The sequence below is a fragment of the Pseudomonas auratipiscis genome (assembly GCF_036324085.1).
GTDB classification, from domain to species: Bacteria; Pseudomonadota; Gammaproteobacteria; order Pseudomonadales; family Pseudomonadaceae; genus Aquipseudomonas; species Aquipseudomonas auratipiscis.
In genome coordinates this window covers 80,180-102,900 of record NZ_JAZDCU010000001.1, presented here as the reverse complement: position 1 = coordinate 102,900, position 22,721 = coordinate 80,180, and the positions used below count along the sequence as shown (strand labels likewise).

26 protein-coding genes are annotated in these 22,721 nt (G+C 59.7%); 3 read left to right on the top strand and 23 right to left on the bottom strand.

What is annotated here, in order from left to right:
* From V0R60_RS00470 to V0R60_RS00460, 3 genes are read left to right on the top strand one after another with little or no spacing between them, the layout of a single operon-like run.
* Entirely contained in the window at window positions 1–402 is a 402-nt protein-coding gene (locus V0R60_RS00470; protein ID WP_136476492.1) for a cobalamin biosynthesis protein, read from the top strand.
* Between the two features lie 27 nt (window positions 403–429).
* The gene (gene cobM / locus V0R60_RS00465) at window positions 430–1,179 is read left to right on the top strand and encodes a precorrin-4 C(11)-methyltransferase (RefSeq protein ID WP_330078694.1); all 750 of its coding nucleotides are present in this window, start codon (window positions 430–432) and stop codon (window positions 1,177–1,179) included.
* 10 nt (window positions 1,180–1,189) lie between these two features.
* Window positions 1,190–1,435 carry a DUF1272 domain-containing protein gene (locus tag V0R60_RS00460; protein ID WP_136476496.1) on the top strand — a complete coding sequence of 82 codons (246 nt, stop codon included), beginning with the start codon at window positions 1,190–1,192 and terminating at the stop codon, window positions 1,433–1,435.
* A gap of 2 nt (window positions 1,436–1,437) precedes the next feature.
* On the opposite strand, the gene V0R60_RS00455 is transcribed toward V0R60_RS00460, so the two are convergent.
* From V0R60_RS00455 to V0R60_RS00345, 23 genes are all read right to left on the bottom strand, one after another.
* Complete coding sequence (locus V0R60_RS00455) at window positions 1,438–2,970, bottom strand: MFS transporter (RefSeq protein ID WP_330078695.1); 1,533 nt, start codon at window positions 2,968–2,970, stop codon at window positions 1,438–1,440.
* A 45-nt stretch (window positions 2,971–3,015) separates the two neighbouring features.
* Window positions 3,016–3,888: a prephenate dehydrogenase dimerization domain-containing protein gene (locus tag V0R60_RS00450; protein WP_330078696.1), complete on the bottom strand. Its 873-nt coding sequence runs from the start codon at window positions 3,886–3,888 to the stop codon at window positions 3,016–3,018.
* A complete protein-coding gene (gene pabB / locus V0R60_RS00445) occupies window positions 3,885–5,945 on the bottom strand; it encodes an aminodeoxychorismate synthase component I (RefSeq protein WP_330078697.1) in 2,061 nt (686 codons plus the stop codon). Before pabB ends, V0R60_RS00450 begins: the two co-directional genes overlap by 4 nt.
* Window positions 5,942–6,277 carry a chorismate mutase gene (locus V0R60_RS00440; protein ID WP_330078698.1) on the bottom strand — a complete coding sequence of 112 codons (336 nt, stop codon included), beginning with the start codon at window positions 6,275–6,277 and terminating at the stop codon, window positions 5,942–5,944. The genes pabB and V0R60_RS00440 overlap by 4 nt, the downstream gene beginning before the upstream one ends.
* A 39-nt stretch (window positions 6,278–6,316) precedes the next feature.
* Window positions 6,317–7,588 (bottom strand): aminotransferase class I/II-fold pyridoxal phosphate-dependent enzyme, encoded by a 1,272-nt coding sequence (locus tag V0R60_RS00435; protein WP_330078699.1) that lies wholly within the window; start codon window positions 7,586–7,588, stop codon window positions 6,317–6,319.
* Window positions 7,589–7,607: 19 nt separating this feature from the next.
* On the bottom strand, window positions 7,608–8,462 hold the full coding sequence (locus tag V0R60_RS00430; RefSeq protein WP_330078700.1) for a HemK/PrmC family methyltransferase: 855 nt from the start codon (window positions 8,460–8,462) through the stop codon (window positions 7,608–7,610).
* Window positions 8,459–9,985 (bottom strand): NAD(P)/FAD-dependent oxidoreductase, encoded by a 1,527-nt coding sequence (locus V0R60_RS00425; protein WP_330078701.1) that lies wholly within the window; start codon window positions 9,983–9,985, stop codon window positions 8,459–8,461. The genes V0R60_RS00430 and V0R60_RS00425 overlap by 4 nt, the downstream gene beginning before the upstream one ends.
* Window positions 9,986–10,168: 183 nt before the next feature.
* Window positions 10,169–11,008, bottom strand: a complete 840-nt coding sequence (locus tag V0R60_RS00420) for a CsgG/HfaB family protein (RefSeq protein WP_203541490.1) — start codon at window positions 11,006–11,008, stop codon at window positions 10,169–10,171.
* A gap of 27 nt (window positions 11,009–11,035) precedes the next feature.
* Window positions 11,036–11,455, bottom strand: coding sequence for a curli assembly protein CsgF (locus V0R60_RS00415; protein ID WP_330078702.1), 420 nt, complete (start codon window positions 11,453–11,455; stop codon window positions 11,036–11,038).
* Window positions 11,452–11,847, bottom strand: a complete 396-nt coding sequence (gene csgE, locus V0R60_RS00410) for a curli production assembly/transport protein CsgE (protein ID WP_136476512.1) — start codon at window positions 11,845–11,847, stop codon at window positions 11,452–11,454. The genes V0R60_RS00415 and csgE overlap by 4 nt, the downstream gene beginning before the upstream one ends.
* Entirely contained in the window at window positions 11,844–12,374 is a 531-nt protein-coding gene (locus V0R60_RS00405; protein ID WP_330078703.1) for a type II secretion system protein, read from the bottom strand. Before V0R60_RS00405 ends, csgE begins: the two co-directional genes overlap by 4 nt.
* Window positions 12,349–12,723, bottom strand: coding sequence for a type II secretion system protein (locus tag V0R60_RS00400; RefSeq protein WP_136476516.1), 375 nt, complete (start codon window positions 12,721–12,723; stop codon window positions 12,349–12,351). Before V0R60_RS00400 ends, V0R60_RS00405 begins: the two co-directional genes overlap by 26 nt.
* Before the next feature lie 5 nt (window positions 12,724–12,728).
* On the bottom strand, window positions 12,729–13,202 hold the full coding sequence (locus tag V0R60_RS00395) for a prepilin-type N-terminal cleavage/methylation domain-containing protein (RefSeq protein ID WP_136476518.1): 474 nt from the start codon (window positions 13,200–13,202) through the stop codon (window positions 12,729–12,731).
* Window positions 13,203–13,205: 3 nt separating this feature from the next.
* The gene (locus V0R60_RS00390; RefSeq protein ID WP_136476521.1) at window positions 13,206–15,032 is read right to left on the bottom strand and encodes a secretin N-terminal domain-containing protein; all 1,827 of its coding nucleotides are present in this window, start codon (window positions 15,030–15,032) and stop codon (window positions 13,206–13,208) included.
* Window positions 15,029–15,529, bottom strand: coding sequence for a hypothetical protein (locus V0R60_RS00385; RefSeq protein ID WP_136476523.1), 501 nt, complete (start codon window positions 15,527–15,529; stop codon window positions 15,029–15,031). Before V0R60_RS00385 ends, V0R60_RS00390 begins: the two co-directional genes overlap by 4 nt.
* Entirely contained in the window at window positions 15,529–16,077 is a 549-nt protein-coding gene (gene pilO, locus V0R60_RS00380) for a type 4a pilus biogenesis protein PilO (RefSeq protein WP_330078704.1), read from the bottom strand. Before pilO ends, V0R60_RS00385 begins: the two co-directional genes overlap by 1 nt.
* Window positions 16,064–16,606, bottom strand: a complete 543-nt coding sequence (locus V0R60_RS00375; protein ID WP_136476527.1) for a PilN domain-containing protein — start codon at window positions 16,604–16,606, stop codon at window positions 16,064–16,066. The genes pilO and V0R60_RS00375 overlap by 14 nt, the downstream gene beginning before the upstream one ends.
* A gap of 1 nt (window position 16,607) precedes the next feature.
* Complete coding sequence (locus tag V0R60_RS00370; RefSeq protein WP_136476529.1) at window positions 16,608–17,396, bottom strand: hypothetical protein; 789 nt, start codon at window positions 17,394–17,396, stop codon at window positions 16,608–16,610.
* Complete coding sequence (locus V0R60_RS00365; protein WP_330078705.1) at window positions 17,377–19,080, bottom strand: GspE/PulE family protein; 1,704 nt, start codon at window positions 19,078–19,080, stop codon at window positions 17,377–17,379. The genes V0R60_RS00370 and V0R60_RS00365 overlap by 20 nt, the downstream gene beginning before the upstream one ends.
* Window positions 19,081–19,133: 53 nt before the next feature.
* A complete protein-coding gene (locus V0R60_RS00360; RefSeq protein WP_203482454.1) occupies window positions 19,134–19,664 on the bottom strand; it encodes a response regulator in 531 nt (176 codons plus the stop codon).
* Window positions 19,665–19,893: 229 nt separating this feature from the next.
* Window positions 19,894–20,538 (bottom strand): SurA N-terminal domain-containing protein, encoded by a 645-nt coding sequence (locus tag V0R60_RS00355; protein WP_330078706.1) that lies wholly within the window; start codon window positions 20,536–20,538, stop codon window positions 19,894–19,896.
* The gene (locus V0R60_RS00350) at window positions 20,535–22,070 is read right to left on the bottom strand and encodes a cytochrome c/ABC transporter substrate-binding protein (RefSeq protein ID WP_330078707.1); all 1,536 of its coding nucleotides are present in this window, start codon (window positions 22,068–22,070) and stop codon (window positions 20,535–20,537) included. Before V0R60_RS00350 ends, V0R60_RS00355 begins: the two co-directional genes overlap by 4 nt.
* Window positions 22,071–22,075: 5 nt before the next feature.
* Window positions 22,076–22,720, bottom strand: a complete 645-nt coding sequence (locus V0R60_RS00345) for an SCO family protein (protein WP_375547255.1) — start codon at window positions 22,718–22,720, stop codon at window positions 22,076–22,078.
* Window position 22,721: the final 1 nt, after the last annotated feature.

The following is a 22,721-nucleotide window of genomic DNA, read 5'->3' as shown; positions in this document are numbered from 1 at the left end:
ATGCAGATATTCGTCGGCATCGGTTGCCGACGAGGTTGCCCAGCACAAACCCTGGGCAACCTGCTGGAACACACCCTCAAGGCCCACGACTTGCCGCTTGAGGCAGTCGCGGGTCTTGCCAGTATCGATCTCAAGGAACACGAACCCGGGCTGTATCAATTGGCCCGGCGCCTCAATGTTCCCCTGCTGTTTTTCTCTGCCGCTCAACTGGCAGCTTTCGAGACGCGCCTGAGCCATCGCTCAGCCGTCGCCTTTGAGCACAGTGGTTGCTATGGCGTTGCCGAAAGTGCAGCGCTGGCGCTGGCCGAGAAGATGGCAGGCTCGGCGCAACTGTACGTCAAGCGCACCCTGCTGAGTGACGCCAGCCTGGCATTGGCCACGGCCACAGGCTTTGGCGGATAATCAGCACTTTCTTTCCAAGGATTTCGCATGACCGTCTATTTCATCGGCGCCGGCCCCGGCGACCCCGAGCTGATCACGGTAAAAGGCCAACGCCTGATCCATCGCTGCCCGGTGATCATCTATGCAGGCTCGCTGGTACCTGCCGCGGTGCTTGAAGGCCATCGCGCCGAGACAGTCATCAATAGCGCGCAGTTGCACCTGGCACAGATCATCGAAGCCATTGCCCACGCTCACGCACGTGGCCAGGACGTGGCTCGCGTCCACAGTGGCGACCCCAGTCTGTATGGTGCCATTGGCGAGCAGATCCGCTGCTTGCGCGAACTGAACATTCCTTATGAAATCATCCCTGGGGTTACCGCCGTGGCCGCCAGCGCCGCCCTGCTCGGCTGCGAACTGACCTTGCCGGATATTGCCCAGACCGTGATCCTCACCCGCTACGGTGACAAGTCGCCGATGCCCGCTGGCGAGCAACTGGCCGACCTTGCCCGGCATGGCAGCACCCTGGCGATACATCTTGGGGTCAAGCACCTGGAGAAGATTGTCGAAGAACTGCGCCCGCATTACGGCGGAGACTGCCCGATTGCAGTGGTGCATCGCGCCACCTGGCCGGATCAGGACTGGGTGCTCGGCAGCCTTGATGCTATTGTCCAACAGGTACAGGCCAAGGGCTTTCGCCGTACCGCGCTGATTTTGGTCGGGCGGGTGTTGGCCAGTGACAGCTTTTCCGAGTCGGCGCTGTACCGCGCCAGCCACGCTCATCTGTATCGCCCCGGCTAGAGGACTGCCCATGCTGGAACTACGACCCAATTGCGAATGCTGTGGCTGTGACCTGCCTGGCGATAGCCAGGATGCGTTGATTTGCTCGTTCGAGTGCACGTTTTGCAAAGCCTGCAATGCGCAGCACCTCAAGGGCAAATGCCCCAATTGTGCCGGCGAACTGGTGAAACGCCCCGCACGGGCTGCGGCGAAGCTGGTCAACAACCCAGCTTCGACCACACGAATCGTCAAGGACCAGGGCTGTCCGAGTCACTGACGTCAGCTCAATTCAGGCTGGACGACCGTCGGAGCCGTTTTCAGGGTCACGCGGGCAATGACGATGGCAAGCGCCGCGAGAACGAATGTTAGCCATGACATCAAACCAATCCCGCCCTCGAATGCACGCCCGGCAATGGCCATCAACTCGCTTGCCTGATCAGTGCCCAGGGTTGCCGCCACTGTGTGAGCACCCGCCAGCGTTTCGCTGGCCAGGCGTTCTTGCAGCGGTGTAAGAAACGCGGGCAACTGCAATGCACCCCGGTAGTAGGCCGTAACCACCCCGCCCAGTACCGTAGTGCCCAATACCACGCCCACTTCATACGCGGTTTCACTGATCGCCGAGGCTGCTCCGGCCTTGGTCGGTGGCGCGGCGGACAGAATGATGTCGTTGGACACCGTGGCGATTGCCCCGACACCGATGTTCAACAAGGCAAAGGCGACGACCAGCACGATCAGGTTGATGCCAAGACCTGCAACCAGCAAAAACGCGCCCCCCGTGAACGCCACCAACACCGGTATCAATACCTGCGCTGAAACCCGCTGGGCAACGGGAACCACCAGCATCCCGACGACAATCGCCATGATTTGTCCCGGCACCAAGGCCAGGCTTGCCTTGAAGGCAGACATGTCCAGGACGATCTGCAAGAACTGGGTGGCGAAAAACACAAAACCAACCAGGAACGCCAAACTCATCAGGTTGATGGCAACCGAGCCGCTGAAGGTTTTATTGCGAAACAGCGCCAGATCCATCAAAGGCACCGGCAGCCGCAGTTGGCGCCGAACAAACAGCCAGCCACTTGCCGCACCGATGGCAAAAGCCGCCACCGCCTGCGCGTCCAGACCTGCGCTGGCCAGATGCTTGATGCCATAGACCAGTGCGCCGAGAGCGACCATTGACTGCAGGATACTCAAAGGATCGAGGGGCCCCGACGCATCCGCCTCGGACTCAGGCAATAGCCACGGCCCGAGGAGCAACAGCGGTACCAGTACCGGTACAGCCAGCAGAAAAATCGCCCCCCAGTCGAAAAACTCCAGCAGTATCCCGCCAACCAATGGTCCGAGTGCCGAACCTACTGTCAGGGTGGTGGCCCAGATGGCGACAGCAAGACGGCGCTCTTCGCGATCCTCGAACAGCGAGCGAATCAGCGCCAGTGTCGAGGGCATCAACATGGCGCCGAAAATACCCATGCAGGCGCGACCGGCGATCAACTGTCCGGCATTGGCAGAGTACGCCGTCATCACCGATACGGTGGCGAAACCCAACGACCCGATCAGCAGCAATTTACGGTGACCTATCCGGTCACCCAGACTGCCCATGGATACTAGCAATCCTGCCAATACCAGCGAATAGGCATCGATCATCCACAACTGCTGACTGGCGGTTGGCTGCAACGCCTCGGCAATCTTTGGCAGGGCGAATCCCAGCACGGTGTTATCTACCGTCACCAGCAGTACCGGCAACATCAATACGGCCAGTCCCCACCAGCGCTTAGTTCGAGGCTGTTGTTGGATCGCCCCTGTCGTCGATGACATGTACAAAGCTCCATATTCAAGCGGGCTCTCACCCTGTTCATGTTTTCAGTTCAGTTGAGAAAAAATCTGTTGGCAGTCCAGGGCACCGCTGTCCAGGCGCTCGCCCAGGGCTCTGGCGACGGTCTGCAGGTCCTCCTTGAAGAGTGGGTAATCTTCATCGCTGACCGTTCTGATCAAACACTCCATTCCCTGCAGCAGTGCTTCACGCTGCTGACTCGCCTGATGGTTTTGCAGTTGTATGTCCCAATACACCTCGGCTGGATTGACCAACAGGCGAGACAGCAACGCCAGCATCGTGCGCATTGGCGGCGGCATGACCTCCTCGATCAGAGCCAGGTCCAGCGTCGACTTCGCCAAGGCCATGCCAAAACCAATAATGGCGGCATGAGGCAATGCCTGACAAAGCGCCATCAACTCATCATGACTGGCAGGCGACATACGCCTGATCTTCATGCCGGCGGCGATCAACGCCGTTTCAATGAACGTTTCGGCCGCCCCCTGGTCGTCCCGGCAGATCGCAACGGTACGCCCTTGTGGCGAAAGCCTCGGAGAAAACATTGGATTGATGCCAATGCACGGCTGCTGCGCAGAATGCGCTCTCAATGCTGCGTAGAAAGGGCCTTGAACCGAACAGGTCGGCACGAACATAACGTCCATCGACACAGCCTGGAGCACCCAGGGGATGGCATCGACGGCAACTCGCTCTGGTAACGCGAAGACGACAGCGATGGCATTGCTGAAGAGCTGAGCGCTATCGCGGGGTGGATTGCTCACGTCTATCTGGTGACGCTCATCCTCATGTTCGCCAGCACGACAATCGACCACCCTGGTGTGCAATCCTTGCTGCTTGAGAACACTGCACATCAGCGTGCCGACCAGACCGCCGCCGCCCAACACGACAACCGTGTCATTGGTCATTGTCGATTCCCCGCGACAAAACTGTAATAAGGGACACTGGCCTTGACCAGGGTCTCTTCGAGCTCCTGATCCGGGTCGGAATGGGCGACGATGGCGCCGCCGATACCGAACTCCGCCTGCTGGTTCTGCAACACTGCGGTACGAATAACGATACTCAGCTCTGCCCCACCCCTGAATGATATCCAGCCTAACGCTCCGGAGTAGACACCTCGCGCCGAGGACTCCAGAGTATCGATGATCTCCATGGTGCGTTTTTTCGGCGCGCCGGTCATCGAGCCTCCCGGGAAGCAGGCGCGGATGGCCTCTACGCTGGATACCCCAGGTGCCAGGTTGCCGCGAACGGTGGAAACCAGTTGATGCACCGAAGAAAAACTCTCCACTGCGAAAATTTCCGGTACATGCACACTGCCTGCCCGGCACACACCGTTCAAATCATGACGCACCAGATCGACGATCATCAGGTTCTCGGCACGATCCTTGGCCGAGATGGCCAGGTCTTCGCGCAACTGCAGGTCTTCGCCGGGGTCTGCGCTGCGCGGTCGTGTGCCCTTGATCGGCCGCGACTCGATCACACCGTAGGCGTCGATTCGCAGGAAAGTTTCCGGAGAGGCGCTGAGCACTGAAAATCGCTCGAACTGCAAGAATGCACCGTAGGGTACCGGACTCGCTGCACGCATCCGACGATAAGCATCGAGCGGCGCACCCTCGTAGGTCACTCTGGCACGGTTGGTCAGGCATATTTCATAAGACTCGCCATCGTTGATGTACTGCAGCGACTGCTTGATCTTGTCGATGTACGCCCGCGGGCTGTCGTCCAGGACCAGATCGAGGCCATGCACGGCTCCCGGTACAAACTGTTGAGATTCGGCGGCAAACCGATTCGTCGGTAATACGCCTGGCGGCCACTCGGGTTGCTCGCCGACTTTACTCATCAAGCACTCGTAAAGCCTGTGCTGATGGTGATCAAAAACGAAAAAATGCGGGGTAAAGATGAAACTGGCGTCGGGGTATTCGGATCGATAGACCTTGTGCCCACCCACCAGCGCTTTCAACTCGTAGCCCAGGTACCCTACCAAACCGCCGCTGAATACGAAGGGCAAGCTCTCTGGCAACGTCACCTGTACCGTTTCGATGATCTGGCCGATCAGCGTGAAGCAGTCGCCCTCGACCTGAAGGCGTCCGTTTGGCCCCTCCAGGGTCAGGCGTTCGTAGTTGACGTTGTACTCAAGGCGGACAGCCCCCGGCGTTTGGCCACTGCCCATGATCGAGTAGCGCGCGTTGGGCCTTTCTGATTTTTCACTGTCGAGCCAGAACGCATAGCGGTCATTAGCATACCGCTGCGCAAACAATGCCAATGGCTCGACCTTCCCGGCGTGCTCTCGATAACTCAACTGCATGTTTGACAAGCCGCCGGCGGCGATGAATAGGTCACCCGCCGACTGACGCCCCAGGCTGCCTCCCGGTTGCGAGCGGTGAATGCAGTTATATTCCAGGGCCATTCGCACAAAGTTGCCGAGTAGTGCATGGCCGTATTCAGAATCGATCGACTCAGGATGAAACTGCACCCCCCAAAGTGGTCGGTGGCTGTGCTCTATCGCCATGACCACGCCGTCATCGGTCCAGGCAGTGCAATGCAGGTCGTCCGGCAGGTGAGTACAGGTCAAGGAGTGATAGCGAACAACCTCGAACTGCTCCGGCAGATCGCGGAACAATCCTTTTCCGGTATGGGTAATACGGCTGCGGTAGCCATGTACCGGGCGGGGTGCATGGGCGACCGTGCCCCCCAGAAATTGTGCGATACCCTGATGCCCCAAACAGATGCCGAGCAAGGGCACCGTCGACTGCACAATCACCTCTGCACACACCCCAAAGTCTTCGCCTGATCCTGGGTGGCCAGGGCCAGGTGATACAACAATGGCGTCGTAGTCTTCGATGTTCAGGTCGCTGTAGCACACCGTGTTGGGCAGCGTATCCGCCCATACACCGGTTACCTCATACAGGTATTGGGCAATATTGTGGGTGAAGGAGTCGAAGTTATCGAGGAGCAGTATCTTCATGCCTGCCCTTCCTGGTGCAGTCGCTGATTGATCAATTGGTTCTCTTGGACACAGGTCTCTTCGATGATGAGCCTGAAGATCGACTCGACGTACCCGGCATTCAACCCTACCTGAACAGCCTTCGCCTTGATCGCGTCGAGCACCTGGGTAATACGTTGCGGCTGCATCATTGCAATACCATGCGCGGCCTTGAGCTCGGCGATCACCATGCAGACTTGCATACGCTGGCAGAGCAACTCGACCAGTTGGTTATTGATCACATCCAGTCGGTCCCGCTGGGGTTGCAAAATAGTCGTAATAGAAGGTGGTAACGTTCCTTGTTGCGTCATCATCACATCTCCTGTTGTAAAGCCACCTGATGCGGCTGAGCCTCAGCCTCGAGCTGCCGACTTGCCCGGCGATTTCCACAACTTCGCGTGCGCGATCTCGCTCAGCGCGACGCCCACTTGCCGTATGTCGTTTTCACTGTGAAGGGCCGAAATCGCAAAGCGCAGCATCGCCTGCCCCTGGGCGATGATGGGATAGAACACCGGAAACAGCAGAACGCCGTGGGCCCGCAGGATTCTCGCGGCTTGCAGGCCAGCCTCTTCGGAGTCGAACAGCGCGCCCCGGACCGGCGATTGCATACCAGCGTTGAGCATTTGCTTACCGGTAACGGCATCGAAGCACGCCACGTTCTTCCATAGCCTCTGCTGCAACACGCCCACTTCTTCACTGAGATGGATTTTTGCCGCAGCAACATTGGCCGCTTGCATCGGCAACATGATCGAATGGCCAAACACCAATGGGTTGGCGAGGGTCTGGATGGTTTCGATGTCGCCTGGGTCGGCCACCACGATAAAACCGCCTGCGCCGCCGAAGGCCTTGGACAGCGATCCGGCCAACAGCATGTTGGCCGGCAACACCTGGCCTACCGCGTTGAAGGCATAGCCCGCGCCATGCTGCCCGGTAATGGAAATGCCGTGAGCGTCATCGACATAGAGATAGCCGCCCACCCGCTGCAACTGTGCGCAGAGCTCGGCAATGGGTACCTGGCCACTCATTGAGCCGATGCCGTCAATCAGCAAGACCGGCGTTTGCTGGCTGTGGCTACAACGCTTAAGTGCACCGTCCATCGACTCCGGGTCAGTCGATTCGACTCGCGACACTTCCCCAAACTGCTCGAGAATGCCCCTGAGCACCTGCATGGAGGCATGCGCGGTCTTGTCCATCAACCAGTGCACACGCCTGGGAATCGGATAGCCTTTGAGCGAGCCACTGCCAAGCAATGGCAGCACGCCAAGGTGCACACTGCTGGTCGAGGTAAACACAGTGACTGCGCAGCCTGGATACATTTCACCCAGCAGGACCTCAAGCTGCGGCAGGTAGACCGGGCGCATGGCGCTGCGCGACGAAGACAAGTGCAAGCCGCCAATCCTCATGGCTTGGCGTGCCGCTTCCATCAGGGCCGGATGTGTTTCCAGGCCCAGATAGGAGCAAGAGACAAACTCGGTGAACGTTTCACCATCCTGCAGGGTGATACGTTTGCCTACACGCCGCGCAACAGTGAAGCCGGTCAGGCCTTCCTTGAGCGCGGTTGCCAATGCGCTGCTGGTGTTGTCACGACGAGTCGTCATCCAATCCTGTTTGCTCTGTGTATTCATTGCACCAAGCTCCTTTTGTTCAGCAATCGTCACGCAGACGGCCAACCGTCATTACCGCAATGCCGGTGGTATCGGACGCAGCAGGGTCGATAATTACCTCGACTTGCGTGAAGCTGTGTTGTTGGAACAACTGACACACAGCGCTGGCCTGGTCCACGCCGTGCTCAATGATCAACCACCCTCCAGGCACCAGCACAGCGACCGCCAGTTCGACAATGTGCCGAATCAACTCCAGACCGTCGCCTCCTGAGTACACCGATGCTTGCGGATGGTGACTGCTCCACTCGGGCAGTAACTCAAGACCGAGGGGAACGTAGGGAGGGTTGGCCACGATCAGCGCTACCTGACCGGCGAACGGGACGAACATCGCGGTGTCGCGAATATCCGCCTGCACGGCGTTGGCCTTTATGCCTTTGCAGGCCATACGGGCGATATTTCGTTTGAGATAATGCGCGGCGACATCATCGAACTCCACACACGTAACCACCAGATCAGGTCTGCGTCGTGCGATCGCCAGGCCAATCGCACCACTGCCGGCGCAGAGGTCCAACACGCGACTGCCCTCGTCCAACTGCTGCTTGTCCAGCCACTTATGAATAATGGTGCTGTGCTGCCGGGGGATAAATACGCCACTGCCTATTACCAGCGGCAACTGATCGAACTCGGCGGCGCCTACAATATGGCCCAACGGTATTCGATTGCAGCGCTCACTGACCGCCAGTTTGAATTCATAGAGTGCGCGAGCCCTATTATTTCGTTCAAGAAAACGATCGACCAGGGCCTGCAAGTCACCCTCCACATCCCAGACGTTTGCCGCCTTCAACATTTGACGCGCGCGAGCAACTTCATGTTGTTCGCGTTCATCCAGGCTCATGACCAAGCCCTGTAATAGTTCGAAAGTTTCGTGCGCATTGACTCATACAGATAAGAAAATGCAACCAACTCTGGCGGTGGTGTAAACGTAGGATGCAGCGCATCAATAAGTTGCTGATAGTTGTTCGATAGGCCCTTATCGAGCAGGGGTAGCCAATAAGGTTTTACATCCCAGCGGTATTCATAGCCTGTGGCGAACATCTGCTTGACGGTTTCCTCTACCGTCGTTTCCCGTGCCAATCCAGTCAGCGGCGCGCGCACCGGGGTGAACACACTGAGGTCCAGATCAGTGGTGTTCACCCCCGTCAGGCAATCGGCAATGTAAGCGGCCAGCAACGGCGACTGGTGCAATCCATCTCGATAGGTTCCGGTCGCCAACCACAACCCTTCGATACCGCATTCACCTATCAGCGGGAAGCCATCGGCTGGAATGGGACGGTTACCAACCTGGATAGAAATGATCTCGGCGTCATGCAGGTCGAGATTCAATTGATCGACAGCGCACCCCAGCAGGAATTGAACATCTGAAACCAGCGCCTGTTGCTTGGGCTCTTCACTGAGAATATTGGTGGCGCCCAGGTACAGCACCCCATCGCCACGCGGCACGCAATGCAGTCCGCAGGCAAAGGCGCGATTGGGCGTGCGTATGACCGAGGTGGGAAGCGCCATGTGACTGGGCAGTTTCACCAGGATAGAAACGCCATATCCACTGAATAATGGCGGTATCTTGCTCACAACCTGATCAAGTCCACTGAGCAGTTCCAGTGAGTGTGCGCCGGCGGCTACCACGACTTTTTTCGCAAACAGAATTTCGCCACTGTTGAGTTCGACGCCGGAGGCAACTCCACCTTCGGTCAGTACACGCCTGGCATTTTCGGCCTTTATTGTGCCGTGCTCGGCCAGCAATGCCTGATCCAGCTTCTCCAGCAGCAGGTGGGAATCTACCGCGTGCTCGCCCGCAATGAACAAGCCACGTAATGGGCGTACCAGTTGATTGGGGTTGAGCCAGCCGAGCGATCTCGGGTCGATGCTTTCAAACGGCTCGCCATAGCGTTCAAGGGTGTGTTCGATGGCGTGGTAATTGACGGTATCGACTTCACCCATGCCGGCGCTGTTGAGCACAACATGGGTACCTTGGGCGCTGAACAGATTGCGGTTGTTTACCGATGAGCGCGCAAGTCGCTCAGACCACGCCGGCCATAAGTCTTGTGCCTGGCGGTCCATGTGTAACTTGAGACGACCATAATCGCTGGCAAGCAGGCCGCTGGTGACCTCGCCAAAACAGCCATTCATTGCACCTGCGGCCTTGGACGCCGCATTGACCCGATCGGTTTCACCGACCCGGCAAACAGTTAAACCCCGCGAGCAAAGCTCATAGGCAATAGAACCGCCAATGGCGCCCGCGCCCACAATTATAACGTCATATACCATACTTGACCCACCTCTAAACTTGTCGCAACAAGCAACTATGCGATAACCACTAAACCGTTGAGTATTTTCAACATCGCAGTGCTTGCGACACACTTTAGGGTAGCCATTACACCCACGTTAGCAACAGACGAAATTTCCTTTAATTATGCAAGCAAGCTCCCACAAAACCATTCAACCCATAAACATTATGTGAACCTCAACAACACCAAAACGATTTAAACGTACTTATATCTTGAACAACTTACCGCCTTCGCCCGTAGAACACAGCGCTGTTTATCAAGGCGCCTGGTATTGGCTCAGGTATTTATCCAGGGTCGCCTGATCGCCACTTCCGCTGTCCGCCACTTGCCACAAACGCCGTTCGATACCCTGGGCCAACAGGTGCCCCACCGCCGCTTCAATGGCCGAAAGTACGCAGAGTTGCGCCGGCTCGTTGGTGGTGTAGCCTACCTCGGCTTCGAGCAGTTTCTTGAACTCGATGAATTTGAATACCCCGGCGCTGCGCCCTACCGAGTAGATGGTCTTGCTGGTCATGACGTTGGCCAACACCTGACCGCTGCGCACATCGACGGCCCGCAGGTTGACCGAAACCTGGTCGACGCGATACTCGCGGGAAATATCGATCCCCAGGTAGCGCGCCCCTTCCCCGCCACTGCGCACGTTGGTGTCATAGGCAATGATGCCGCCCTCGAGCATCAGGTTGGCCGCCTGCAGCGGCGGCAGCTCACCCTGGATGTTCACGGGGGCGTCTGGTTTTTTCTGCGAGGCACGGATGATCTTGCGTTCGGTCAGCAGGTTCTGCAGCCCTTCGCGCTCCAGTACTACAAACCAGCCGCTGGCCTGCAAGGCATCCATTAGCATGCTTGCTGCCCCTTGGGTGACGCTGGTGGAAAACGAGCTGGCCGGTGTCGGTTTGTATTGCCCGGTCTGATCGCGAAAGCCATACACCACTGCCATCAACCGCCCCTTGGGGCGCGGCATGTTCAACAGGTCGTAGTAGGTCGAGGCCCGTGGTGTAAGCGTCGGGCTTTCGGTGTCGTCGGCAGGCATCGGATCACGCAAGCTGCAGCCTTGCAAGGTGGCGAGGATCAGCAGTGTGGTCAGAATTCTTTTCATGATTGTCTCTCCCCATTGCCCCGCCCTTCAAGGGTTCAGGCCGTTTACCAGAACTTCCGAAATTTCACCTGTCGCCCGGTCGGTGATCTGGATCGTCAAGGCCCCAGAGTCATCGAGCACATTGATGATGAAAGCGTCCGTCTGCAGGCTGCCGGTGGTGCCGTTATTGATGTTGTTGAGCAACTGCGAAAGCAGGCGTGATTCAAGCTGACTGGTGAAGCGCTCCAAGGCCGAGGTTCCGGCCAATGCCGAGGCACGACTCTTGATGGCCGGGTCCTCGTGATCGTTCTGCGCCTGCGCATTGTTGAGCAGCCAGGTGCCGTTGAGCGGGTTGCCACCAAAAGCAGGGTTGACCGGGGTGTACACCAGTTCGGTGGCGCCGGCCTGGCTGCCCAAGGCTGCCAGCAGGACCAGGGAGGCCAGGCGGCAGGTACTATTGTTATTCATAGCTCGTCCCTCTCTAGATCAGTGGTGTCCTGCAGCAGCATCTGCAGCTTGCGCTGGATGATCTGCGCCTTGACCAGGTCAGCCGCCTCGTACGCGGCGTCCTTCAGCTCGGTGGTGTTGGGCGGCAAGAAGCGCCGGTAGATCACGCGTTGCTCGTACTCGACCGTTACCAGACTGCCCCAGCGTGCATCCGGCCGTTCCCGTACCACCAGGTTGAAATCCAGGCGGCTGGTGGCACGCAGCCGTTCGGCGAAGCTGTAATAGAAGTCATGACCGATATGCGAGATGGTGTTGTCGACGATGAAACCCATCATCTCGTCCTCGGCACCGCCGCGTGCAGTGCCGCTCAGCAGCACCAGGGCCAGGGCGCAGGCGGCCAGTTGGCGGTTCATTCTCCTGCTCCCTGGCTCAGCCCCTTGCGAGCACCGGCGGCGGACTCGGAGAACGCCTTCTCGGCAACGAACTGCCAGTCGGAGTAATGCTGCAGGCCTTCGAAGTCCGACCATTGGGCGGCAAAGCCGGCCTGTTTCAGGGGGGCCTGTTCGGAGCGGCTGAACACGCCGGTGATACGTCCGTCGATAGAACGCAGCAAGCCCCAGTCATCGCTGCCGGTAATCGGGTCTGGATACAGACGTCGCAAGTGGCGCTTGAGATTGGGATAGCGTGGATCTTCCAGCAGCTCGTCCAAGGTCTGCGGGTACTGGGCAAGGCCTGGCGAATCGCGGTAATAGCTGCGCAGTGCCTGGGCATATTGGCTGCCGACCCAGAGCAGATCACGCTCCCGTTCACGCATGGACTGGGTCGACCACAGTGTGACCGTGGCGCCCAGAGCGATACTGGTCACGGCGATCAGCAGCAGCACACCCAGGTAAGTGAAGCCCGCCTCGGCGGCGCTACCACTCGGCAAATAAGCTGCCATCACGCGCCCTCCCGGTTGCACCGCTCTTGATATCGGCCACGGCACCTGCCACACCTTCGGGAGGTGCAATCACTTGCCACAGGTCACGACGCTCAGTGATCGGGTCCAGCGGCGCGTTGCGCAGGTAGCGTTGCTCGACCAGTTGCTCCAGCGATTCGGGGTAATGCCCGGTGTCGCCATAGTAGTGATCGAGGGCTTCGCGCATCACTGCCAGGCTCTGACGCAAGGTGGCTTCACGCGAGGTTTCCAGGCTCTGGAAATAGCGCGGCATGGCAATGGTCATCAGCGTGGCAATGATCGCCATCACCACCAGCAACTCGATCAGGGTAAAGCCTTGGTTGCGACGCATGCTGATCACCACTGCCCGTAGGCGATGCCGTTAAGACCCTTGCCCGACGCCTTGGAATAGACATCGAAGACATCCTCGCCCTCACGCGGGCTTTGCGCTGAACTGTCATAGGCACGCAGCCCCCAACCGCCTTCATCATCGTCCTTGCGGCTGCGCAGCGGATCGTGGGGAATCCGCCGCAGAAAGTAGAACTTGGCGCCCTTGGCGCTGCGCACATCGCGGACACCGTCGACCAGCACCTGAAGGTTGGGCGGATAACCCGTGGCGTTGAGCGATTTCTCGATGTAGCCGGCGTCGAAGGCACGTTTGTAGGCATCGATGGCATCACGGATTTGATACAACGCAATTTTCAAGTCCTGTTCCTTGCCACGGCGTACCAGGGTTTCGGTCAGCGGTGCAGCAATCGAGGCCAGCAACCCGAGCAGGGCCAGGGTCAGCATTACTTCGATCAAGCTGAAACCTGCCATCGAGCGTTTCATCGCTTACGGCCTCACTGCATTAGGAACGGCGGCTATCGGCTGCTCTTCGCTAAGCTCTTCGGCAGTGCGATTGAGGTTGCGAATATGCATGCTGGTCTCGGTACCTGAAGGGAACTCCATGTCCGATGGGCTCTGATACGGCAGGTTGCGCACGATGCGCGGGGTGATCGACAACACCAGCTCGGACTGGCCCTTATCACTTCTGTTACTGCCGAACAGGCGTCCCAGACCGGGAATGTCGCCCAGCCACGGGATCTTGTTGCCACTGGCGCCCTCGTCATTGCGCACCAGGCCCGCCAGCACCTGGGTTTCACCGTCATGCAGGCGCAGGCTGGTCTGGGCGTTGCGGGTGTCGACCTGTACCGGAATGGTGCCTTGGCGAGTAGGTTCAAGAGGCTTGGCGTTGCTGACTTCCAGGGCCACCTTGATTGCCACTTCATTGTTCAGGTGCACCACCGGCGTGACTTCCAACTTCAGACCGACATCAAGGTAAGTCACGCTTTCAGTGATCACCGGACCTTGTGTCGACGGCACCGACGTGGCGCTGATAATCGGCACCCGCTGACCGATGTGGATGCGCGCCTGTTCGCGGTTGCTGACGCGGATCACCGGGCTGGCCAACGTGTTGATGTCGTTGTCCTGGGCGTTGATCTTGGCCTGCGGCGAAGGCGAGATGGTGATGCGCGAGGAGTCAATGCCGCGCAGATCATCCAGGGTACCCACTGGCTTACCGTCTTCATTGAGTACGCCGAAGGTGTTGGGCCACTGCAGACCCAGTTCGAGAATGCGCGAGCGAGCGATCTCCATCACCTCAACCTCCAGGACTACCTCGGGGTTGGACTGGTCCTGGGACTGCAGCAACTTCTCGGCCATGCGCACGGCATCGGGGGTATCGCGCATGGTCAGGGTGTTGAGGCGCTCGTCGACAAACACGTCACGGGTTTTGAGCATGGTTTTGACCATGTTCAGTGCGGTGTTCGAATCGATGCTGGTCAGGTAGAACGTACGCATCACCAGTTCTTGGTAATCCTTGGTCTTTTGCGGCGAGTCCGGGTAGATCAGCAGGGTGTTTTCGTTGACGATTTTCTGGTGCAACTGGTTCTGTTCCAGCAGCAATGCCACTGCATCTTCAATGCGCACATCCTTCACAAAGATGGTCGCCTTCATGTCCGGACGCAGGTCCTTGTCGAAGATGAAGTTGAGACCAGCCACCTGCGACAGCACCTCGAAAATGGTTTTCAGGTTGGCGTCACGGAACTCCAGGGTCACCGGCCTTTCCATCTTGGTGCGCAACTGCGGGTTGGGCTGCGAAGTGCGGCTCTGCACCAGCTCGATGTCCTTGCGCAGGGCCAGGCCATCCTGATTCTGCGGGTCGAGCTGGAGCACTTCGCGCATGAAGCGTTCGGCACCGAATAGATCACCTTGACGCAGTGCCGCCTGGCCCAAGGCCACGCGTTCGTTGATGTTGCCGATTTGCTCGATCTGACGGACCGCCTCCTGCGCCCGACGGTTGTTCGGTTCCAGGGTCAACACCCGGCCGTAACCCAGGCGGGCATTGGCAAAGTCATGACGAGTGCGGTCGCTGTCAGCCTGGCTGAGCAAGGACTCCACCGCTTGCCGACGCCCCTGGATCACCGCGATATTGAGTTCGGTATCGCGTGGGTTTTCTTTCAATGCTTCCTCGAGCATGGAAATACCGGCTTCGTATTGCCCCTCGGCAATCAGTGCCTGGCCGTCTTTGCGTACCCCGCTGGTACCGCACCCGGCCAGGGCGACACATAGTGCGAGCATCAGGAATGGCGCCTTGTTGCAGTGCCTGGACGAAATCATGGTGCGCTCCCTACAGACAAAGTCTGGGACAGATGCAACGGCAGGTAGACCACGCTCAGCTCCGTGGCGGAGATGTGCTCGATCCGGTAAATGTCATCGATTACGTCGCCACGGCGTACGACGTAGAGCTTTTCGCCGCTTTGCAGGAAGATTTGTTGATCGTCGCGATCATCCAGGCGGCCGACAAATTGAAACGGCAGCGCCGGTGCTGCAGGAGGCAAGGCCACCGGCGCCACGGCAACAGGCTGTTCGGTCACCGTGGCCAGTTGCACGGCCGGCTTCCAGCTCTTGCTGGGGAATAGATTGCGCAGTTTCAGCGCAGCCGGCTTGGTGCTCTGGGTTGCCGAATCGGCGACTGCAATTGAGCTTTTTTCGGCAACGGCGACCGCCGCGTCGCTGTCTGCAGTTTCGCTGTCGAAGAAGTAACCCGGCGCCCAGCTCAACGCTGCAGCAGATCCGAGAAAGGCCAGCCAGGCCAGACGACGTTGAATGTTCATCATGACCTCGACAGATAAATGGTCATCCGCAGGCGACCGGTCAATTCGCTGTCGCCGATTTTCTTGCGCTGCAAGTCGACGTCTTCGAGCACCAGTGCAGGCAACTGGCCGAGCATGGCGTGGACGAAACGGCGGATCTGCGGGTAGCTGCCACGTACCGGCAGAAGAATCTGGTAGCGGGCCAACTGAGTCTTCGGATCGACGCCCAAGGCGTACTCACCACGCGACAGGCTGATGCGCTCAGCCTTGGCCAGGCTATAGATGCGGTCGATGACCACCGTGGCCTGAGGCTGCGCGGGCAGTTGCTTGTGAAAGTCTTCCAGTTCGCGCTGCGGCACTTGTGGCAGTTTCAGATCTCCCCGCTTGAACTGCTGCAGTTGCTCGTGGGCTTGCTCGCTGTGCAATTTCTGCTGCTGCAACTGTTGCCATTGCGGCACCAGCACCGCCGCGACATAGACCAGGGCCAGCAGCCCCAGGCCAACACCTGCCAGGCCAACCACGCCCAACTGGCGAGCACGTTCGTGGACAATCAGGCTATGGATGCGCATTGCCGATCTCCCAGGTGGCCGATAGGTTGAACTGCACAGGGTGCTCGGCTTGTTTGGCCATGATTTCGTGATTGAGCAGCGATACATCGCGCAACTCGCCACTGGCTTCCAGGCGCTTGTGAAAGCTCAGCATGGCCTCCAGATCCCGCGCTTCTGCGCTGATGCGGACCTGACCTTTGCGTGCATCCGGGGTCAGGGTCAGCAGCGCTACGTCGTCCTGAGGCAGGGCTTCGAGCATGTCGAACAGGCGCTCCCAGGGCCGCTGCAGTTGCTGCGACACGCTGCGCATCTGTGCCAGTTTCTCGGTTTGCTCGCGACTCTGTGCCGGCGTCAGCGAGGTGCTGTGTTCAGGGCGCTTACCCAGTTGCCGCTCCAACGCTGCCAGTTGCTGGTCGAGATCCGCCTGTTGCTGCTCGAAGGTGTGCGCAAGCACGATGGCCCCCGCCAGCAATGCGGCGCCCAGACCGAGCAGCACCCAGGCCCAAAGGGCTGTGCGCCGTGGTTGGAAGTCCAGCTCCAGGCGGCGCATTTCAGGCCACCGCCCGAGTCATGCGGCACAGCACATCTGCTGTTTCACCGCCCAGCTCACACAGCTGTACACCCGCCAACACCGGTGGCTGCTCCTGGCGGCCAGGTGCGTGGAGGAACACCGGCAGTTCGCGCTCAGAGGCACTGAGCTCACATTGGCGGGCAATCAACGCTTGCAGTGCGGCGTCGCTGTCTGCACCGCCCTGGGTGCTGACCTGCCGCCACACACCGTTCTGCGCCAACAGGCAGACGGTACGTTGCGGCTCGGCGAGGACGAACAGAAAGTCGTTCTGCCCCAGTTGCTCGGCAAAGCGGTTATAGGCGGCCATCAGATAAGGACGCACCGAGCGCAGACGCAGGCCCAGGTCGCGGCAGTGCTCATGCAGACGTTGCAACAGCGCCTCGGGTACCGCAGTGGCGATGCGCGCCTGTCCCGCAGCTTCCGGCGAGACCACCAGGCGCCAGCCGTCCAGGCTTTGCCCGTAGTGAGCCTCGAAGCAGGCCCGAGCATACTGCTGCAGCTCGTCAGGGCGGCTGATCGCAGCGCTCCAGGGCACCAGGCAAAAGCGGCAGTACTGCGCCGACAGCAGCAGTTGCAACTCGCCACCCTTGCAGCGCTGTTCAGCCAGCAGGCTGTGCAGCGTGTCGAGGGCCAGGTTGGCAGCCTGGCTGCGCTCGGCGATAAAGCCCAGGCTGCCGAGCCACTGTTGTTCTTGTCCCAAGCGTTGGCTAAGACCTACACCCTGGGCGCCAAGCACGGCGATAAAGCGATCAGGCGATAAATGTGACACGATTGATCTCCTCCAGGGTGGTCCGGCCATCGCGCACCAGTTCCAGTGCCGAGCTGCGCAACAGGCGCAGGCCGCGTTGACATGCCAGGGTCCTGATCTGTGCCAGGGGCCGGCGCTCTACAATCATTTGCCGCAGTTCGTCGTCCAGATGCAGCAACTCGGCAATCGCCGTGCGCCCGCGATAACCACTGCCCCGGCACTGGCCGCAACCGCTGCCGTGTACAAAGTGGTAATGCCCCACCTGCCCTGCCTCCAGGCCGGAAAGGCTGAGCTCTTCGTCGTTTGGTTGATAAGGGCTGGCGCAATGCGGGCAGGCCAGGCGAATCAGACGCTGGGCCAGCACCGCATTGAGTGCGGAAACAAAGCTGTAGGGGTCGACCTGCATTTGGCTGAAGCGGCCGATCACATCGAATACGTTGTTGGCGTGGATGGTGGTGAACACCAGGTGGCCGGTCAGGGCCGACTGCACGGCGATCTGCGCAGTGTCCGGATCGCGGATCTCGCCGACCATGATCTTGTCCGGGTCGTGACGCAGGATCGACCGCAGGCCACGGGCAAAGGTCAGGCCTTTTTTCTCGTTGACCGGAATCTGCAACACCCCCGACAGCTGATACTCGACCGGATCTTCGATGGTGATGATCTTGTCCACGCCGTGGTTGATCTCGCTGATCATGGCGTAGAGAGTGGTGGTTTTACCGCTGCCGGTGGGGCCGGTAACCAGGATCATCCCGTAAGGCTCATTGGCCAACCGGCGCAGGCTGCGCAAGGTCTGGTCTTCAAAACCCAGGGCCTGCAGTTGGACACCACTGACGCGATCTGCCAGGTCCTGTTTGTCGAGCACCCGCAGTACCGCATCCTCTCCAAAGATGCTGGGCATGATCGACACCCGAAAATCGATCTGCCGGGCGCTGATGCCGATCTTGAAGCGGCCATCCTGAGGCACGCGTTTCTCGCCAATGTCCAGCTCGGCCATGACCTTGATCCGCGAAATGACCTGTTCAGCGAACTCGCTGCCGCTGACTTTGCTGATACTGTTAAGCACACCGTCGATACGGTACTTGATCACCAGGCCGTTGCCGGTCACCCCCAGGTGAATGTCGCTGGCATGCATCTTCAATGCGTCGTAGAGGGTGGAGTTGACCAGCTTGACCACCCGGCTCTGGTCCTCGCTGATACTGGCCAGGGACAGGCTCTGCACGGTATCGAGTTCGTTGACCGCTTCGCTGTCGTTGTCGAGCGAATCGACGGCATGGAAGCTTTCTTCGTGACGGGCGAGAAAACCGGCGAGGTCAGCAGCCTCGACCAGGTACAGCGGTGCGCCTTGCAGACACTCGTCGATCCAGGCCAGGCGAGCGCTGTCGAACGGATCGGCGAACACGCCCAGCGCCTGGCCGTCATGCTCCAGAAAAAGAAACTCGCGCTTCAGGCATTGGGCCAGACTGACCCGATCGAACAGCGGTATGGCGGTGAACAGCGTCTGGCCGTCGAGGACTGGGTAATGCAAGGTGGCGCCCAGACGGGCGACGAAATCGGCGGGATTCAGGCCGCTGAGGCGCTGAAGGGTATCGAGCAGGCGCTCAGCATTCTGTTCGGCAGTTGCACGGGCCTGGACGAGCAACTCACGACCGAGGGGTGCGGGAGCACCTTCCTGGGTAGCGACAACAGCGAGCGACACGGTGTCCATGACTTGCTCTCCAGCGCGGAGCGCGGCAAGCCATATTCAGGTCTGCTCGCGCGTTACTCCCCGGTGAGCAGTTGGTCGTCGTCTGGTTTGGGCTTTCGTTCGCCACGGCGGCGATCTGCCAGAACCCAACTACCGTCGAACAACTGCAGGGGGAAACTTTCACTCCTGCTCTGGCGTCGCTCAACGAACCCTGTGTCCGTGCTCCCCTCGCTCCCGGCTTCGCGCTTGATGCCCATCAGGTCGTTGACTGCACGGGCCAGTTCGGCCAGCGGAAAAGGCTTGAACAGGATGTGGCTGACTCCCAGCTGGCTGGCTCGCTCGCGAACCTCGACGGTCGGATGGCCAGTGATCAGCACGAAATGACAGTTCCTGCTCTTGCGCACAGTCTCCAGTACCTGAAACCCCTCCATATCGGGCAAGCGGAAATCGATCACTATCACGTCGGGTTGGGTGCGTTCGGCTTCGCCAATGGCACTGGCCCCGTCGTGGGCAACATGGACGTTCAGGCCTTGCGCATCCAGGTAAGCCTGGATATTGCCCGCAAGGGTCTGTTCGTCATCGACTACCAATACTGTGTTAACCAAGGTCGACTCCTTGAAACATCACAGGCCCGGTCAACCGGTCTGCCGAAGTGCGCCCTTGTATAGGCTTACGCATGCTTCGTGCCAGACCGCAGACAGCGCTTTCGAATGTGCTATGTCGTTGATTCTTTAAGAGTAGACGCAAACGGGCCATAGCCCCTCCCCCAATCCCGGGGACCAGCTGGCGTTTTGCCCCTACTGATATCCCCAACATTGGGGGTCAGATGAGTCGTCAGTCAAGTCGTTGCACCTGCCCGGCGTCACGTAGACGCTGTAGCAAGGCCTGGCGCGCCTGCGCCTGCTGCTGCTCGACAAGTAGACGTTTTGCCAAAACCAATCCCTGCTCTGGTACGACAGAGGGGTCGGCACTTTGGTTCTGCACTGGCGGCAAAGAACTTGCGTTGGCCAGGTAAAAGGCGCGAACTTGCGCTGCATCCGGCTCCGGAACCTGCGAAGCCTGCATGAAGACCTGCTGTGCAGCCAATTCGTGGCGGGTGTATGCGGCGAAACTTTCAGCATCGAAACCGGCGTCGGCCAGACGCTGATCAAAACGCTTGGCTGTTCCCAGGGCCAGGCGTAACTGGTCGATCTGTGCATTGACCTCAGTGTCGCTGACGCTGACGCCCTGGCGCTGCGCTTCCTGCCAGAGCAGCTCTTTGTCGATGAGGTCGGTCAGGGCCTGGTCACGCAAGCGTTTATAGACGCCCGGGTTGCGGATACTGGTTACTGCCCTGCCCTGGGCCTGCAGATAGTCGGCGAAATAGCGCTCCAGCCGCAACTGGCTGATGATCACACCGTTGACCGTGGCTGCCGGTAGCTCTTGCTGAGCGTGCAGTTGCGTTGCCACCAGGCACAACAACAGAGCGAACAGTTTCATGGCGCAGTCTCCTCAACGACAGGACGATAGGCCGCCACCGGATAGAATACCGGGCCGGGCATTTCCAGGGTCACGACATGGGCGCCGGCCAGCCCTTGTCGGCGCCCGGGTCCGAAGCTCAATGGCGGGGTAAGGCCGGTCTGTACATCGTGCAGGTCTTCCAGCGCCTGGATGAACTTCTCCCGGCTGACATCGCGCCCAGCGCGCTTGAGGGCGTCGCCCAGCAGTTGTACTGAACACCAGGTGCTGACCTGCAAAACACCCTGATAGCCATCCAAGCCCTGGCGTGAGCGCATTTCACTCATTGCTCGACGTCCGGTGGCCGTCCAGTCCCCGGGTACGAACGGATAGGCGAGAAACACCCGCCGCGACCAGGCGTCAGGTACTTGCGGCAATTGGCTGGACACCTGACTGGAGATGGCAAACAGATACGGCGTGCGCCCGACCTGCTGCAGTTGTGCGGTGAGGCGAGCGAAGCCCTGGGCCTTGCCGAGAAAGAAGATCGCCTGCCCTTCGGGGGCTTGTTCGGTCAGCGGCTGGGCCTCCACCTCGCTCCAGCCACGTTGCAGCAGTTGTTGCCCCAAGTGCTCGGCCAAGTTCGCCTGCTCGGCGTCGGCGTAGACTATCCGCGTGCCGGCCTGTCGTAGCGCCAGATTGGCCTGGGCGTAGTCGGCCAGGCTCAATAATTGGTCATCGAGCCCTGGCAAGGGATCGAACATTTGGGCGCTGGCACTCAGGGTTGGCGCGGCACCGATCAAAGGTACTCGCGCCAGCTCCAGACGCGCCGCCAATACGGGCTCCAGTGCAGGAGCCAACGGCGCAATCAGGGCGAATACCTGCTCCTTTTCGAGCAATGTGCTCAGCGCCTGTTCGGCACTGGCCAGGCTAGGCCCAGGGTCGACGGTGATCAGTTGCAACTGCCGGCCATGAATGCCGCCTTGCTGGTTGAGTTGGGCAATACGATCTTTGAGCACCGCCGCCACCACTCGCGCGGACGCAGCGTTCGCGCCCTCGCCGGGCAACAAAGTACCCAGGCGCAGCGTGCGTTCCTCCAAACCTGGGTCACGGTCATCGGCCAGACGTTTGAGGTAGGCATTCAAATTGCGCTGGTCAGCCATGCTCAGGATGAAGCGTGGCATGGCCGGGTCCAGGCGATTACCGGCGGGGTCGCGACCCTCTTGAATGGCCCGCGCCAGACTGGCCTCGGTATACGCCGGATAATCGCGGCCGTTGACTGTGCGCCGGCCCTGGCCGAGTGCCAAACGCTGCCAACTCAGCGTAGGCGGACGCACCCCGCCCTCTGCGCGGCCCAACCCATCGGCACCATGGCAACTGCCACACGGCACGACACTGGCGGGCACCAGCATATCGGCCGCCCCCACTCGCGCTGAAACCTGCGCGTCGCTGCTCGACAGCCCTTCCCGGTACAAACGTTTGCCTGCCAGTTCCGCCGCGGTCAAGTCCAGGGCCTGAGCGGCGTGACTGACACCAACAATCAGCAGCAGAGTCAAGGTACGAAGTACGCTGACCATGATGCTCATCGCCCAGCCAGGGGTTGCGACAGCAATTGCAGGCGCTGGGCAATCGCCATGGCCGGCGCATCGGGGCGAATTTTGCTCCAGCGCTTGTTGGCCACGTCACCTGCAATCAACTGGGTGGAATGCTGTTCCGGGCTGGGGATCAGGTGGCCGAGGCGCATCAGCACCAGGTCCATCTGCGCCTTGTCACCGGTGAGGAACAGCCAGTTGGGACCATCGACACCCTGCTTCTCGGCGAATGCCTTGAGCACCTGCGGGGTGTCGTTGGTGGGGTCGCTGCTCAAAGAGATGAACGTGACCTTACTGGCAGCGTCCTCACCCATCGCCTCGCGCACCTCGCGCAATTTGCGGGTGATCAGCGGGCAGGCATCATTGCAATGGGTAAAGATGACATTGAGCAGCACCACCCGATCCTTCAGCACATCACTGTAGAAGCGCAGGCTGCGACCGTTCTGGTCCTGTACCAGGCTGTCGGTGAAATACGCCTGGGCATCGTGGGTGCCAGCCGTTGGCGTTACCGCGTTGGTGCTGGGGGTCGGCGTGGGCTCGGGGCTGGCTTGCGGCGCGTGCCCCTCGTGGGCAAAGGCCACCGAGCTCAAGATCCACAAGCACACCGCCAGGGCTACCCAATCGACCCCGCGCATG